The sequence below is a fragment of the Pseudomonas chaetocerotis genome, from assembly GCF_015712105.2.
Lineage (GTDB): Bacteria > Pseudomonadota > Gammaproteobacteria > Pseudomonadales > Pseudomonadaceae > Aquipseudomonas > Aquipseudomonas chaetocerotis.
The window spans coordinates 263,179-278,640 of the sequence record NZ_JACFYX020000004.1; the positions used below are offsets into that span (position 1 = coordinate 263,179).

Annotated in this window: 9 protein-coding genes; 4 read left to right on the forward strand and 5 right to left on the reverse strand. The window is 62.2% G+C overall.

The features are described 5' to 3' along the window. The first annotated feature begins 80 nt into the window (after nucleotides 1-80). Nucleotides 81-812, forward strand: coding sequence for an MBL fold metallo-hydrolase (locus H3221_RS09525; protein ID WP_196474002.1), 732 nt, complete (start codon nucleotides 81-83; stop codon nucleotides 810-812). A 6-nt stretch (nucleotides 813-818) separates the two neighbouring features. Here H3221_RS09525 and H3221_RS25585 read toward each other — a convergent pair whose 3' ends face one another. Both H3221_RS25585 and aceK read right to left on the reverse strand, forming a co-directional pair. After that, entirely contained in the window at nucleotides 819-947 is a 129-nt protein-coding gene (locus H3221_RS25585; protein WP_017677423.1) for a PA1414 family protein, read from the reverse strand. Nucleotides 948-1,034: 87 nt separating this feature from the next. Next, a complete protein-coding gene (aceK, locus tag H3221_RS09530; protein ID WP_196474001.1) occupies nucleotides 1,035-2,753 on the reverse strand; it encodes a bifunctional isocitrate dehydrogenase kinase/phosphatase in 1,719 nt (572 codons plus the stop codon). Nucleotides 2,754-2,966: 213 nt separating this feature from the next. Between aceK and H3221_RS09535 the strand changes: the two genes are divergently transcribed. Continuing rightward, nucleotides 2,967-3,857 carry a DMT family transporter gene (locus tag H3221_RS09535; protein ID WP_196474000.1) on the forward strand — a complete coding sequence of 297 codons (891 nt, stop codon included), beginning with the start codon at nucleotides 2,967-2,969 and terminating at the stop codon, nucleotides 3,855-3,857. Nucleotides 3,858-4,040: 183 nt separating this feature from the next. Here the strand turns inward: H3221_RS09535 and cysK are convergent, their stop codons facing one another. Next, a complete protein-coding gene (cysK, locus tag H3221_RS09540; RefSeq protein WP_196473999.1) occupies nucleotides 4,041-5,012 on the reverse strand; it encodes a cysteine synthase A in 972 nt (323 codons plus the stop codon). A 207-nt stretch (nucleotides 5,013-5,219) separates the two neighbouring features. Here cysK and H3221_RS09545 point away from each other — a divergent pair, with 207 nt between their 5' ends. After that, nucleotides 5,220-6,065, forward strand: a complete 846-nt coding sequence (locus H3221_RS09545; protein WP_160016783.1) for an AAA family ATPase — start codon at nucleotides 5,220-5,222, stop codon at nucleotides 6,063-6,065. Nucleotides 6,066-6,253: 188 nt separating this feature from the next. Further along, the gene (locus tag H3221_RS09550) at nucleotides 6,254-7,432 is read left to right on the forward strand and encodes a vWA domain-containing protein (RefSeq protein WP_196473998.1); all 1,179 of its coding nucleotides are present in this window, start codon (nucleotides 6,254-6,256) and stop codon (nucleotides 7,430-7,432) included. Between the two features lie 125 nt (nucleotides 7,433-7,557). Here H3221_RS09550 and H3221_RS09555 read toward each other — a convergent pair whose 3' ends face one another. Continuing rightward, a complete protein-coding gene (locus H3221_RS09555) occupies nucleotides 7,558-8,604 on the reverse strand; it encodes a DUF2167 domain-containing protein (RefSeq protein WP_196473997.1) in 1,047 nt (348 codons plus the stop codon). A 215-nt stretch (nucleotides 8,605-8,819) separates the two neighbouring features. Further along, on the reverse strand, nucleotides 8,820-14,912 hold the full coding sequence (locus tag H3221_RS09560; RefSeq protein WP_196473996.1) for a peroxidase family protein: 6,093 nt from the start codon (nucleotides 14,910-14,912) through the stop codon (nucleotides 8,820-8,822). Between the last annotated feature and the right edge of the window lie 550 nt (nucleotides 14,913-15,462).

Below are 15,462 nucleotides of genomic sequence, written 5' to 3' on the forward strand. Positions count from 1 at the left end.
TCGCACGTACGCCGCAGAATAACGGCTTCGCCCTGGGCGGGGCTCATACACTCAGTCGATCGATTGCCGCGAGAGATATCATGAAAATCGTCAGCCGTGACCGTTGGTTCGAAGTGGAGCACCGCCACGATGGCATCTGCCTGATCCACGAGCCCTACGTGCGTCCCTTCTATCGCTGCAACATGTGGCATGTGCAGGGGCGCGAGCATGACGTGTTGATCGACTCGGGTTCCGGGCTGGTCAGCCTACGCGAGCAACTGCCGTGGCTGACCGAAAAGCCACTGCTGGCGGTGGCCAGTCACTGCCACTTCGACCATATCGCCGGGCATCACGAATTCGATGAGCGCCTGGTGCATCCGGCCGAAGCCGATATCCTCGCCGCGCCGGATGGCACCAATACCCTGGCCACCGACTTCGTCGGCGACGACATGTTCGAGGCGCATCCGGATTGTCCGCTGTGCTACGCCGAATACCGCGTACGAGCAGCACCAGCCACCCGCCTGATCGAGGATGGTGACGTACTGGATCTGGGTAATCGGGTCTTGCAGGTGCTGCACACGCCCGGCCATTCGCCGGGTGGCATCAGCCTATGGGAAGCGCAGACGCAAACGCTGTTTTCCGGCGACATTCTCTACGACGGCCCACTGATCGAAGATGCCTACCACTCGAACCTGGACGATTACGCGCGCAGCCTGAAGCGTCTGCGCGAGCTGCCGGTACGCACTGTGCACGGCGGGCATTTCGCGAGTTTCTCGGGAGAGCGGATGCGCGAGCTGATAGACGCCTGGTTCGACGCCCATCGGCTCACCTGACGAGTTTCAGCGACGCTGACGCTCGCGGCGCAGGCGTTGCTGCTCGGCTTCACTGATGCGAATCGGCTGAGGTTGCGGGGCGAGGCCAAGGGCCTGCAGCAGGGCTTGCAGTTGTTCTTGCAGCTTGGCGAGCATGGGTACGACCTCCTGCCAAGTAAAGGGAAGAGCCAGCGGCTCACCTATAAGATTAGGCCGGGCCAAACGGATTTCAACCAGCCTCCGTCAAATCACCGGACTCTTGCGTCGATAGGGGAACACGTCGATCACCTTGCCCGCCCGAATCGCCTCCTGCAATTGTTTCCAGTAATCGGCCTCATAGAGATTGCCATGCAGCTGACTGAACAGCCTGCGCTGCTTGATATCGGCAAACAGGAACGGCGGAAATTCCTCGGGGAACACGTCCATCGGTCCCACCGAGTACCAGGGTTCGGAGCTCATCTCGTCCTCGGGGAAACGCGGTGGCGGGATGCGGCGAAAGTTCACCTCGGTGAGAAAGCAGATTTCGTCGTAGTCGTAGAACACCACGCGGCCATGGCGGGTGACACCGAAGTTCTTCAACAACATGTCGCCGGGGAAGATATTGGCCGCCGCCAGTTGCTTTATGGCCAGGCCATAGTCGTCCAGCGCCTCGCGCACCTGCGCCTCGTTGGCACTTTCCAGATAGAGATTGAGCGGCGTCATGCGCCGTTCGGTCCAACAGTGCCGTACCAGCACGGTGTCCCCCTCCACCACCACGGTCGACGGCGCCACTTCCAGCAGTTCGGCGAGACACTCGGGCTCGAACTTGGCCCTGGGGAAACGGAAGTCGGCGAACTCCTGGGTATCGGCCATGCGCCCCACACGGTCGACGCTTTTCACCAGGCGATACTTCTCGATCACCGTCTTGCGATCCACCGTCTTGGCGTGAGCGAAGCGGTCCTTGATGATCTTGAACACGGTGTTGAAGCCCGGCAGGGTGAACACGCTCATGACCATGCCGCGTACACCGGGCGCCATGATGAAGCGATCATCGGTGCCGGCCAGGTGGCCGATCAGGGCGCGATAGAACTCGGATTTGCCGTGCTTGTAGAAGCCGATCGAGGTGTATAGCTCGGCGATATGCTTACCCGGCAGGATGCGCTTGAGAAAGCCGACGAATTCGGCCGGGATCGCCACGTCCACCATGAAGTAGCTGCGGGTGAAGGAGAAGATGATCGACACCTCCGCCTCGTCGGTGATCGCCGCATCGGCCTGGATGCCCTGGCCCTCGCGGTGCAACAGCGGGATTGCCAGCGGCCACTGCTCCTCACGGTTGTAGATGCGCCCGATCAGGTAGGCGCCCTTGTTGCGGTACAGCACCGAGGAAAACAACTCGATGCACAGCTGCGGGTCCTTGCAGACCCAATCCGGCAGACTGGCGCGCAGCTGCTCCTCCAGGCGCTGCAGGTCGCGGGGCAGATCCTCGTAGGGCGCATCGAATCGGTAATCGTCGAAGATCGCCTGCAATGCCGGGAGTAGTTCGCCAGCAGGTCGATAGTTGCGCGTCTGGGCGGCGCTGGGCTGCTTACGCAGGGACGGTCGCGTGGTGTGGATGAACATGCAGCCATCGCTGATCTGGTCATGGCTGAACAGGCTGCAGAAGATCGAGTTGAACCAGGTTTCCGCCAACTCGTCATCGAAACGCAGGTCGATCAGGGCGATGTAGGCGCTCTTGACCAGTGGCCACTGCGTGACTTCCAGCAGCGAAGCGTCGAACCCGTGCAGCAGGTGCTCGCGTGTTTCTGCGACCTTCTCTTCGTACAGGTTGATACGCGCCGCCGAGGCTTGCTGCGCCTCCTGCCACTGCGCCTGCTCGAAGCGCACGCGCGCGCCATCGGTGATCTGACGAAAATGCTCGCGATAGTCGTCGAAGCCATCGAGGATCAGACGAGCGATCTCGCCGGCCGGCCATTGCTGCGCCATGGAAGTGCCTCGCAAGGAAATCGGTGAAGCGAGCTTAGCCGCAAAGCCGGCCAGCCCGTAACCCGGATGCAATCCGGGAACTATCGTACAAGTCTTCGCGGATTTCATCCGGGCTACGGGCTGGCACAAAACCTCGTTCGAAAGCGCAATGCGGATTGCCAGAACCCCGCCCAGCGGCAACACTCTCGGCCCCACCCTATCGGATGCTTCAGCGTGCGTACCGCCGATATCCTTCGCCTGCTGCTGCTCGCCGCCATCTGGGGCGCGAGCTTCCTGTTCATGCGCGTTGCCGCACCGGTCCTCGGCAGCATGCCGACCGCGTTCTTCCGTGCCAGCTTCGGCGTGCTGGGCTTGCTCACACTGCTCCTGCTGCTGCGCTGCGATTGGGACTTTCGCGGCAAGTTGCGCATCTGCCTGGGCCTGGGCGTGATCAATGCCGGCCTGCCTTCAGCCATGTATTGCCTGGCGGCGCTGATGCTGCCGGCCGGTTATTCGGCGATCTTCAACGCCACCACGCCCTTGATGGGCGTACTGATCGGTGCGCTGTTCTTCCATGAGGGCATCACCCGCAGCAAGGCGGCGGGCGTATTCCTTGGTCTGTTCGGCGTGGCAGTGCTGACCCGCACCGGCCCGGTGGCCTTCGACCTGCAACTGCTGATGGGCGCCGGCGCCTGCCTGGTGGCCACCACCTGCTACGGCTTCGCCGGCTTTCTCACCCGTCGCTGGATCGGTCAGCAAGGCGGTCTGGACAACCGCCTGACCGCCTTCGCCAGCCTGGCGGGGGCCAGCCTGTTCCTGTTGCCGCTGTTCATCGGCAGCCTGGCGCTGCAACCGCCGGCTAGCTGGGGCGGTATCGAGGTGTGGCTGTCGCTGGCCGGCCTTGGCCTGGTCTGCACGGCGTTCGCCTATGTGCTGTATTTCCGCCTGCTGACCGATATCGGGCCGATCAAGGCCAGCACCACCACCTTCCTGATTCCGCCGTTCGGCGTGTTGTGGGGTGCCCTGCTACTGGGTGAGCCGCTGAGTTGGGACTACCTGCCCGGCTGCGTGCTGATCGCGCTGGCGCTTTGGCTGGTGGTCAGGCCGAGCGTAACCAGAACGTAGGGGGCGCCGTGTACACCAGAGCCACCGAGGAACAACCTCGGCGCGCAAGGCGCACCTTACGAAAAAGCCGCCCGAGGGCGGCCTTGATCGCGGGTGGTCAGCAGGGCGTGGAGTGGATCGCGCCTCATCGTTCTCAGAGCGGTGGATGTGAAAGGCGACATCCACCCTACGCCTGCTGCCGCTTTACTGCTGCAGCTCCTGCTCGGTGAACATATCGCTGAACAGCATGCTCGACAGGTAGCGCTCGCCGGAGTCCGGCAGGATCACCACAATGGTCTTGCCCTGCATGTCCGGCTTCTCCGCCAGACGCACTGCCGCCACCATGGCTGCGCCGCAGGAGATGCCGCAGAGAATGCCTTCCTCGCGCATCAGGCGCAGGGCCATGGCCTTGGATTCGTCATCATTGACCTGCTCGACCTGATCGACCATCGCCAGGTCGAGGTTCTTCGGCACGAAACCGGCGCCGATACCCTGGATCTTGTGCGGCGCGGGTTTGACCTCGTCACCGGCCAGGGTCTGGCTGATCACCGGCGAGCCCACAGGCTCCACCGCAACCGACAGGATCGGCTTGCCCTGGGTTTGCTTGATATAGCGCGAAACCCCGGTGATGGTGCCGCCAGTGCCCACACCAGCGACCAGCACGTCGATGGCACCTTCAGTGTCGCGCCAGATTTCCGGGCCAGTGGTCTTTTCGTGAATGGCCGGGTTGGCCGGATTCTCGAACTGCTGCGGCAGGTAGTAATCGGGGTTGGCGGCGGCCAGCTCGTTGGCCTTCTCGATAGCGCCCTTCATGCCCTTGGCGGGTTCGGTCAGTACCAGTTCGGCACCGAGGGCCTTGAGCACCTTGCGTCGTTCCAGGCTCATCGAGGCGGGCATGGTCAGCACCAGCTTGTAGCCACGTGCAGCAGCGACGAACGCCAGGCCGATACCGGTATTGCCGGAGGTCGGCTCGACGATGGTCATGCCTGGCTTGAGCACACCGCGCTCCTCGGCATCCCAGATCATGCTGGCGCCGATGCGGCACTTGACCGAGTACGCCGGGTTGCGGCCTTCGATCTTGGCCAGAATGGTCACGCCTTTGGGCCCCAGGCGGTTGATCATGACCAGCGGCGTGTTGCCGATGGCCTGGGAGTTGTCTGCGAAGATACGACTCATGACGGAAGTCCTTGCGGGCAGGGAAAACCCCAAGCCTAAGCCTCCCCCTGGCACACGTCCAGCCAGCAGACCGAAAGCCGGGTGACTCGCCATTCAGTGACTGAATACTGCGTCTGCGTTCACAGCCACCGGAGCTGCGCGTTATAGTCGCACTCTGAATTTCTGCTGCGGGCCGGCCCCGCGCGTTACCGTTCCGAGGATTTTCCGATGAAGTTCGAAGGCACCCAGTCCTACGTCGCCACCGACGACCTCAAACTCGCGGTCAACGCCGCCATTACCCTGCAACGCCCGCTGCTGGTCAAGGGTGAGCCAGGCACCGGCAAGACCATGCTTGCCGAACAACTGGCCGACGCCTTCGGCGCCAGGTTGATCACCTGGCATATCAAGTCCACCACCAAGGCGCACCAGGGCCTGTACGAATACGATGCGGTCAGCCGCCTGCGTGACTCGCAGCTCGACTCGGACAAGGTTCACGACGTTCGCAACTACATCAAGAAAGGCAAGCTGTGGGAGGCGTTCGAGTCCGACGAGCGCGTGATCCTGCTGATCGACGAGATCGACAAGGCCGACATCGAGTTCCCCAACGACCTGTTGCAGGAACTCGACAAGATGGAGTTCTACGTTTACGAGACCAACGAGACGATCAAGGCCAAGCAGCGCCCGATCATCATCATCACCTCGAACAACGAGAAGGAACTGCCGGACGCCTTCCTGCGACGCTGCTTCTTCCACTACATCGCCTTCCCGGATCGCGACACCCTGAAGAAGATCGTCGACGTGCACTACCCCAACATCAGCGGCGAGCTGGTGGCCGAGGCGCTGGACGTGTTCTTCGATGTACGCAAGGTGCCAGGCCTGAAGAAGAAGCCCTCGACCAGCGAGCTAGTGGACTGGCTCAAGTTGCTGATGGCCGACCACATCGGCGAAGCCGTGCTGCGCGAGCGCGACCCGACCAAGGCCATCCCGCCGCTGGCCGGTGCCCTGGTGAAGAACGAGCAGGATGTACAGTTGCTCGAGCGCCTGGCCTTCATGACCCGCCGCGCTTCTCGGTAAACATCGGGCTGCTGCGCACCGCTTGGCGCGCAGCCCACTTGATACAGGGCTCGCGAGCTAGGGCCAGGCAAGGCGAAAGCGAGCTGAACAGCGCAGCGTACTGCAGTACGTGAGCATGGGCAGCGAGCTTTCAACGCCGCATGGCCGACGCGCAGCAGCCCGGCCAGAACTGACATGAGGGCGCAGCCATGCTGCTCAATTTATTCAACGAAATGCGCGCGGCCAAAGTGCCGGTGTCGGTGCGCGAGCTGCTCGATCTGATCAACGCGCTCAAACACAACGTCGTGTTCGCCGACATGGACGAGTTCTACTACCTGGCGCGCGCGATCCTGGTGAAGGACGAACGTCACTTCGACAAGTTCGACCGGGCCTTCGGCGCCTATTTCAAGGGCCTGGAGAACCTCAACGAACATATCGAGGCGATGATCCCCGAGGAATGGCTGCGCAAGGAATTCGAGCGCCTGCTGAGCGATGAAGAAAAGGCGCAGATCCAGAGCCTGGGCGGCCTCGACAAGCTGATCGAGGAGTTCAAGAAGCGCCTCGAGGAGCAGAAGGAAAAGCACGCCGGCGGCAACAAGTGGATCGGCACCGGCGGTACCAGCCCGTTCGGCTCCGGCGGCTACAACCCGGAAGGCATTCGCGTCGGCGATGCCGGCAAGCGCCAGGGCAAGGCCGCCAAGGTGTGGGATCAGCGCGAGTACAAGAACCTTGACGACCAGGTCGAGCTGGGTACGCGCAACATCAAGGTCGCGCTGCGCCGCCTGCGCAAATTCGCCCGTCAGGGCGCCGCCGAGGAGCTGGACCTGGACGGCACCATCGACCACACCGCCAAAGACGGCGGCCTGCTCAACATCCAGATGCGTCCGGAACGCCGCAACACGGTGAAGCTCCTCCTGCTGCTGGACATCGGCGGCTCGATGGATGCCCACGTCAAGGTCTGCGAGGAGTTGTTCTCGGCCTGCAAGACCGAGTTCAAACACCTGGAGTATTTCTACTTCCACAATTTCATCTACGAGAGCGTGTGGAAGAACAACATGCGTCGCACCAGCGAGCGCACCTCGACCATTGACCTGCTGCACAAGTACGGCGCCGACTACAAGGTGGTGTTCGTCGGCGACGCCGCCATGGCGCCCTACGAGATCACCCAGGCCGGCGGCAGCGTCGAGCATTGGAACGAGGAAGCCGGCTACGTCTGGATGAAGCGCTTCACCGAGAAGTTCAAGAAGATCATCTGGATCAATCCCTACCCCAAGGACACCTGGAACTACACCGCCTCCACCGGCCTGGTGCGCGAACTGATCGAAGATCGCATGTACCCGCTGACCCTGCAGGGGCTGGAAGACGGGATGAAGTACCTGTCCAAGTAAGACTTCAAGCCGCAACGAAAAACGCCGCGAGCCCTCTGCAGGGTTCGCGGCGTTTTCGTAGCCTGGAAGCAATTCGGCAATAGTGCGAAAGAGCCCCCGGATTGCATCCGGGCTACGGACTGAACTCAGCGTTTGTCCGCATCATCCGGCTTGTTCAGATCCATCACCGTTTGCCCTGGCTCTTGTGGCTTGGCCTCGGCAGCGGTTGCGGCAGGTGCGCTCACTGCTTCGGCCGGATCTTGCTTCTTGCGCAGACCGATACGCTTGAACAGCCAGCCACCCACCACCACCGGGATGAACCAGAACTTCTTCAGCAGTACCAGCAACATGGCCAGCAAACCGGTCTTGGCAGCAACCTTGCCGGCTACCAGCGCGCCGAGGCCGTATGCGGCAACGGTGTCCAGATCCGGATCGAACTCGGCATAGCGCTGGCCCGGGTTGAACTCGGTCGCAGCCAGCACAGCCGGCACGCTGGCCTCGATCTCCGCCAACTGATCCATGTTGGCGACGAAGTTCAGCACCAGCACGCCCTTACGACCCAGCACGCGAATGTTGTAATTCAGGGTATTGACGTCGCTGTCGCCGAACTTCAGCTCCTTGGCCCAGTGCAGTTTCTTGCCTTCGGCATCGTAGTGCGGCTCGGCAGCCCAGCCGACCAATTGCACGGCCTCGTAGCCGTTCTCTTCACGCCAGGTGTTGGCCTCACGCATGTCGGCCTGCATGTCCTCGAGCATGTCACCGTAGTCGATATCGGCGGCGTCCTCGTCGGACACGTAACCACTGTCTTCGTACTCGACCGTCACACCCCAGGATTCGTCGGCCAAGGGCGATACGCCAGCCGGCAGGATCATGCCAAGCGGCGGGACGTCATCCGGTGGGTTGCCCCAACCATCGACCAGCAGACGTTGAGCGTTCTCGCCGTCGAGAAACACCAGGGTATCGGGCAGATTGAGGGTAGCAAGATCGTTGCCCAGGACGACGCGACCGGTCTTGAACTCCAGGCTGGCAACAAACTCTTCGGGACTGATGAACTGCGCTGCGTCCTCGGTCTCGATGACCTCTTCACCGACCACAGCATTTTCTGGCTCGGTCTCGGGATTGGCGTATGCAACACAGGTGAACGGCAGGACAGCAGCCAGCACGGCTGCCAGGATCGAATCCTTGATCGGCATGGAAACTCCATAAACACAGGTGGGTAAATGTAACTGCGTATTACATTACCACGCGAATGGAACTCGACATGCGTCCCAGCGCAACTTTTTGCGATATTCCCTCGCACCTGAAAAGAAGACCACGAAGCACCGCCCCCGCAGGCGATGCTCCGCAGTCAACCTGGCGCCGACCCTGGCTTACCGCGCATGATCCGAACGCCAGGGATCACGCCACCTCATGCCAACTGAAAGTCGGTGATGGCCACGCTGGTGTGATCGATTACACCGACCAGGCGGATACTGCCGCCATCTGCACCGTTGACCGTCACCAACACATCGTTGCCGGCATCGGCGATTGACACGCGACTGGAGAACGTCGCGGCAGTCAGATTGAATGCCGCGATATTGAGCAGGTCCTGCCCTCCTGCCGGGTTGGCGTCGAAACCGATGATGGTATCGTTGCCGAAGTTGGGCCCGAACATGAAGATGTCGTTGCCCTGATTGGCGTACAGGGTGTCGTTGCCGACACCGCCGATCACGCTGTCGTTACCGGCACCACCATCGAGGATGTCGTCACCGTCGCCGCCGTCGAGGATGTCGTTGCCACCCTCGCCGAACAGGGTATCGGCCCCCTCGCCTCCCAACAGACTGTCGGCACCGGCTCCGCCGTAGAGGGTATCGTTGCCGCCCAAGCCGCTGAGCACATCAGCGCCGCCCAGGCCGCGCAGGATGTCGGCGGCCGTCCCACCGGTCATCTGGTTGGCCAGACCATTGCCCGAGGCATTGGCTGCACCGGCACCGAGATGCACGTAGTTCTCCACATTGGCGCCCAGGGTAAAGCTGGCACTGGTGGAGTAGACGGTATCGACCCCTGCGCCAGCAGCCTCGACCACCACATCGCCGGGGTTGTCGACGTAGTAGCTGTCGTTGCCCGCCCCACCGACCAGACGGTCGATTCCGGTACCGCCATCGAGCACATCGTTGCCCGCGCCGCCGGTGATGGTGTTGGCCAAGGTGTTGCCGTAACCAGTGAAATTGCCGCTGCCGATAAAGGTCAGGTGCTCGAGGTTCTCGCCCAAGCCATAGCTGAGCAGCGTGGTGCGCACCGTATCGGTGCCGGCGCCGACTGCCTCGATCACCTGATCGCCGAGGTTATCGACGATATAGATGTCGTTGCCCAGACCACCGAGCATGACATCGGCGCCGAGGCCGCCATCCAGGGTGTCGTTGCCCGCGCCGCCGTCGAGGATGTCGTTACCGGCCAGGCCGTTGAGCACGTCATTGCCGCCCAGGCCGAGGATATGGTCGTCCAGCGCGGTGCCATTGAGCGTATTGGCCGCATTGGTGCCCATGATCACCGCACTGGCCACCACCGCGGTAGCCGCCGAGGTCAGCGACTCGAAGCTGCCGCGGTTATCGGTGTAGCTGACCTGCACCCGCACCTGCTGGCCGGCCTGAGCCGCCGTCAGGGTGAAGGACTGCGCGGTGGCGCCGGCGATATTGCTGAAACTATCGCCGCTGCCGACCTGCCACTGGTAGGCGAAGGTCGCCCCGACCAGACCATCGGCATCGGCGATCTGCGCGGCGGAAGCGATCAGCACCTGGCCGACGCTGGGCGAGGCGTTGCTGAGCTGTGGCAGCCCGGTGGGCGCATCGTTGACGTTGAGCACCGGCGCGGTGACCGCAGAAACCAGGCTCTCCGGGTTGCCCCAGTCGTCGTTGAAGCTGACCACCACACGCAGCGGCAAGCCGACCTGGGCGTCACCGGGCTGGAAGCTCTGCCCCGTACCGACCTGCACCCACTCACCGGCCACCAGCGCCTGCCAGGCGTAGCTGAGAACGGCGAACTCGGTGCCATTGGGATCGCTGACAGTGGCGGCAGCCAGCAGCATCTCGTCCTCGGCCGGCATCATGTTGCTGATCGATACCGTGCCCTCGGCCGGCCGATCAATCAACCAGACCACCTGGTCAGCGAACTGCAGCCGTTCGATATTGCGGATCAGGTCGGAGCCGTCGGTACCGACGTTATCCACCACCAGATAGCTGCCGGTGCCGTCGAACGTCTCGATCATCTCGTAGTTGGCAAACGCGCCGCTGAACACCGCGGTGTCGATATCGCCCTCCTGATTGCCATCGAGAATCTCGCGCACGATGCGCAGCTGACTCGGGTTGATCTCACCACTGAACATCCGCGCCTGGATCTCCTTCATGCTATCGACACTGAATAATTCGATACTCGGGTCGAGCGTGCTGCGCACGCTGATGCGCACATTGAGCCAGGCATCGCCATCGATCACGTCGTTACCGGCACGCCCCTCGATAACGTCGCTGCCGCCGCCGCCGAGCAGGATATTGCCGCCGCTGAACACCACCGGGTCGGAGGCATCGTGCGGGTTGTCGCGTGGTTCGGCCATCATCCCGAGCACGGCCTCCAGCCCGGCGATACGGTTCATCCCGGACAGAGTCAGCTCGTGATTGAACAACGAGTTCTCACCAGCCGCGATGTCATCCACGCGGTCGTCGCCGAACAACTGATCGTCGTGAATCCAGCCGGACAGCCCTTCGACCTGATCGAAGCGGTCACGCAGGATGTCTTCGAAGTCGGTGGCGAAGATCGGCGTGTTCAGATCGGAATAGGCCGCCAGGCTATTGCCCTTGTGGATCGCCCAGTCGAAGCCCCACATGCCCTCGTTACGATGGATGCCGGCGCCCTGAACCATGATGTCGTCGCCGGACTCGCCGTCGTAGTCATTGTCGTTGCCGCCCCCCATCATCACGTCGTGACCAATGATCGGGCTGTTGAAGAACAACTCCGAGTTGTCGCCGGCCAAGGTGTCGAAACCGGCGCCGCCCTCCATCCAGTCGTCGCCTTCGTTGCCGAGGATGAAGCTGGGTCCGTCGCCGCTGAAGATGAAGTCGTTGTCACGTCCGCCGAAGATTTCCTTACCGTCCGGCCCGCCATAGATGAAGTCCATGCCAGCACCACCGAACACAAGGTCAAGACCGGGACCGGTATGGATCACGTCGTTGCCGTCATCGCCATGGATCACGTCGGCGTCACCGATATCGGTGATGATGTCGTCGCCAGCGCCACCGAAGATATGGTCGATGCCGTAACCACCTTCCAGCCGGTCGTTACCGCCGTCGCCCCACAAGGTATCGTCGCCTGCCCCGCCGATCAGGATGTCATCACCGTTGGTGCCACCCAGCACCACATGGGCATCGCCGGTGTAGCGCAGGTAATTGCTGTCCGGTCCTGCTGTGGCTGGATTGTCACGAATAACCAGCGGCGCCAGGGCGTTGAGGACCGGGTTGCTGCCCACCGGATCGGCATACTGCTGACGGTTCATGTCCAGTTCGAGGATGTAGTCCACACGCTGGAACAGCGCCCCCGGCAAGTGCGAGGCGTTGGGGTCGCCCAGGTCAGTGTTGCGCATCACCAGGGCGGCGAAGCTGTTGGCTTCCAGTTCGTTGAGCAGGTTCATGCCCTGGGTACGGCTGAGGTAGTAGAAACGATCACCGTTCTGCAGGTTCTCCATCTGCACTTCGAAGACGAAGTTGAACGTGGAGCCGAGAATGCCGCCGAACGGCATGTTCTGCTCGGCCAACCCGCCGATCCAGAAGTCCACCAGATCCAGCCCGCCCTTGTTCACGGCATACTCGCCGCGTGCGTTGAGGAAGTCATCGCGGTCCGCCGGTGCGCCCGTTCCTCCCAGCACCAGGGCCATTGCGGCATCGCGCTTGTCCTCCAGGGTGATGGCCGAGGTGATGCTGCTGTGCGTGCCATAGGCAGCGATGAAGTTGATGATCGAGGCCGGTGTCTTGATATTCAGAGTGAAATCGAGCCAGCTGTCATAAGGTTTGAGCTGGCTGTCGCCGGTCATCTCGTAGAACTGCGCACGGGCGTTGTTCAGCGAGGGCACTCCGGTATCGCGACCGCGGGCGATATTGATCGCCGCCAGGTCCAGCGGCAGGCCGACCAGATTGTTGCGCAGCGCCTCGGTGACGAATTCGTCGATCTCGTTTCCGGTCTGCCGGGTCATGCCGCGGATGATCGAGCCGGCGGCCTGTTCGGCACTGAGGGTGCCACCCTGGGTGAACTCGATGGGGTTGAGGAAGGCCTCGATCAAGCCGATGTCGCTGGACTGCATGCTGTTATCCAGACGCGCCACCGTCTCGTTGAGCATGGAGTGACCGAAGCGATACACCACATGGGCAAACTCGGCAACGATGGCCGGATCGATGTCTGCGGTGTTGGAGAAGACGAACACGTCCACCAACGGCTGCACGGTACGAGCGAATTCCTCGAACACCAGGTGCTGGTACTGCATCTCGTTGACGAAACGCGCGGCCTGGAACAAGCGCTCACCGTTCCAGATCAGCCCATCGGCACTTGCCGGCACCTCGCTCACCGGCAGCAACAGCCACTCGTTGATAAAGGCCAGATCGCCAGTATCGAGAATCGTCTGCTTGTTGGCCTCGACCAGACGATTGTGCTCGGCGTGGAACACATGGTGCACCGCAGTCAGGCCGATATTCTCGTTGCCGCGGCCGTCACCCGTGATGAAGTGGGCATCGAGCAATTCGTTGTCGTACTCAAGGTTACGTCCGGTCATGGGGTTGACTGCAACAGCATTGCCAGCCACCTCATCGGCATCGGCCACCAGTTGGCCGCCGGCTATCACCGGTACCGCGTTATGGGCGATATCGTCGAGGAAGCCATGGCCGGTGCGCACGGCTCCCTGGGTGCTGATGGGATTGTCCGGATCGCCCTCCACCTGAACCGGCGGATTGCCGGGCATGATCAGCATGGCGAAACCATTCTCACCACGGATGAACTGACCGTACTCGTCGGTGGCCAGCAGCGGCACGTTGGTCACGTCGGCATCGGTGAGGTCGATGCCGAGCATCTCGCGCGCCTGCGCCTTGATATCGGCCCAGGTGGCCAGGCCGCCATTCTGGCCGTCGAGCATATGCCCGGTAGCCACCGGCTTACCGTCCACCATTACGTACTCACGCAGGAACACCTGATGCGAGGCGTGCGAAGTGTAGGTCTGGTTCTGGTCGATGAAGGGCGTCGTCTGGTTGGTGTGTTCGCGGATATCGTCCGCCGTGCCGAGAACGCCATCTGCCCCGGGTTGGTTGGTAGCGCGAGTGAGCACCATGAAGTTGCTGTGCGAACCCTCGACGTACAGCGGGTCGTCTGGCTGTAGCGGGATATATACGGTGCCACTGCCACCTTTGTTGACCAGATCCAGACCATGGTCGAAGAACTGGCCGAACAGGGTCATCCACGAGTTGAAAGGCGCGGTCAGACCTTCGTCCGGGGCGACATTGGGGATCACTACGGTGCCGTTCTCCACCACGATGCCAAACTCGTCCAGCAGCGTATCCAGCGCCGCCGAAGCGGCAACGACTGCGGCATCGTCGGCAGCAGCCTCAGCCAGTACGGCCTGGTGGGCGGCCGTGTCGCTGGCCAGTTGCGTGGCAGCTTCCTGTTCCAGCTGGTTGGCAGCCTGCGCGGCAGCAGCAGATTCGGCGGCCACCGTGGCTTTGGCATTGGCATCAGCCTGAGCCTGGGCTGTAGCGATCGCTGCACTGAGGAAGGCTGCCTGGGCGGTGCCTTCGTCCGGCGTACCAATGGCCGCCACATACGCCTGCAGAGCCAGGCTCTGCACCTCCACCGCGCTGGCGACCACTGCCAGCGCATCGCTATAGACCTGAGCATCCTGGTCAGCCAGCGTTTGGGCGCTCGCAGCCGCCGTGCTGGCGGCCTGAGCAGCAGCCGTGGACGCGGCCAACGTAGCAGCGCTGGCCTGTACCTGGGCGCTGTTACCGGCGGCGGCGCTTTCGGCCGCTTTCAACTCGTTGTGCGCCTGCATCACCAGCAACGCATCGGCATAGGAATTTTCCGAGCCTGCGTAATCCAGCGCCGCGACCACTGCCGCCAGGTTGCCCAGGCTCTGGTCGACGATCAGGTTGCTGATGGTGCGCGGCTGCGAGTCGACCACGTAGCCGTTGGTCTGGGCATAGCTGGTGCTTTGGCTGCCAGTGGGGAAACCGGGAGGAGCGCCCGGGCCATCGATACCATTTTCTGCATCGCGGAATACCGGATCGAGCAGGCGGGGCATCAGTTGATCGGCCGAGCCATAGTACTGTTGGCCCGGAACCAGATTGTTATAGGTGCCATCGACGGTGCGCAGGCCCCAGGGCAACAGTGGGTTGCCGACCAGGTCATAGAGCGACTCACCGGCGGCATGGGCTTCGGAAATCTTGATCTGCTGGAGAATGAATACAAGATCGGCTTGATTGACGGTTAGAGTGGCCATCTTTGTTCCCTCAATGCTGAGTACAACTGACGTTCAGGTCAGGAAAACCACATGCATACGGCAACATTGCAACGGCGTGGTCGGACGTTGGCGGACAAGTACAGAAGAGAGGGGATGTGGCAGGCGACTGCGCCGCACACCCCGCGACAGGTGGCGAGTTCGGAGCTCGCCGACCATTCAGGGTGGTGGTGGTCCGTGAAAACGCAGCGCGAACGGATCGGCTGGACTGTTCACCGATCGACTTCTGACAACGAGGCGCAAAATCATGGTTTACCTTCCCGGATGAGCACGCTCGACGTTGCGCGCCCTCTCCTGCGCAGCGACTCCAGCACGCTCACACTCGACTGCAAGGGCCCTGCGGGGGGCCAGGTCAAGCTGAGGTCCAGCCGATGCCGGCACCGCTCTAGGGCATCGTCGCTACTCCAGTCGAGGCAGTAACCGCTATAAAAGCCACCTCGCAGCGCATCCTGGACTAGCTTGTTGAGACAGGCGTCGACTGATTGCGTCGACTGCCTGCCCAAAGCGCTTGTCACCATCATCGGGGAGCAAG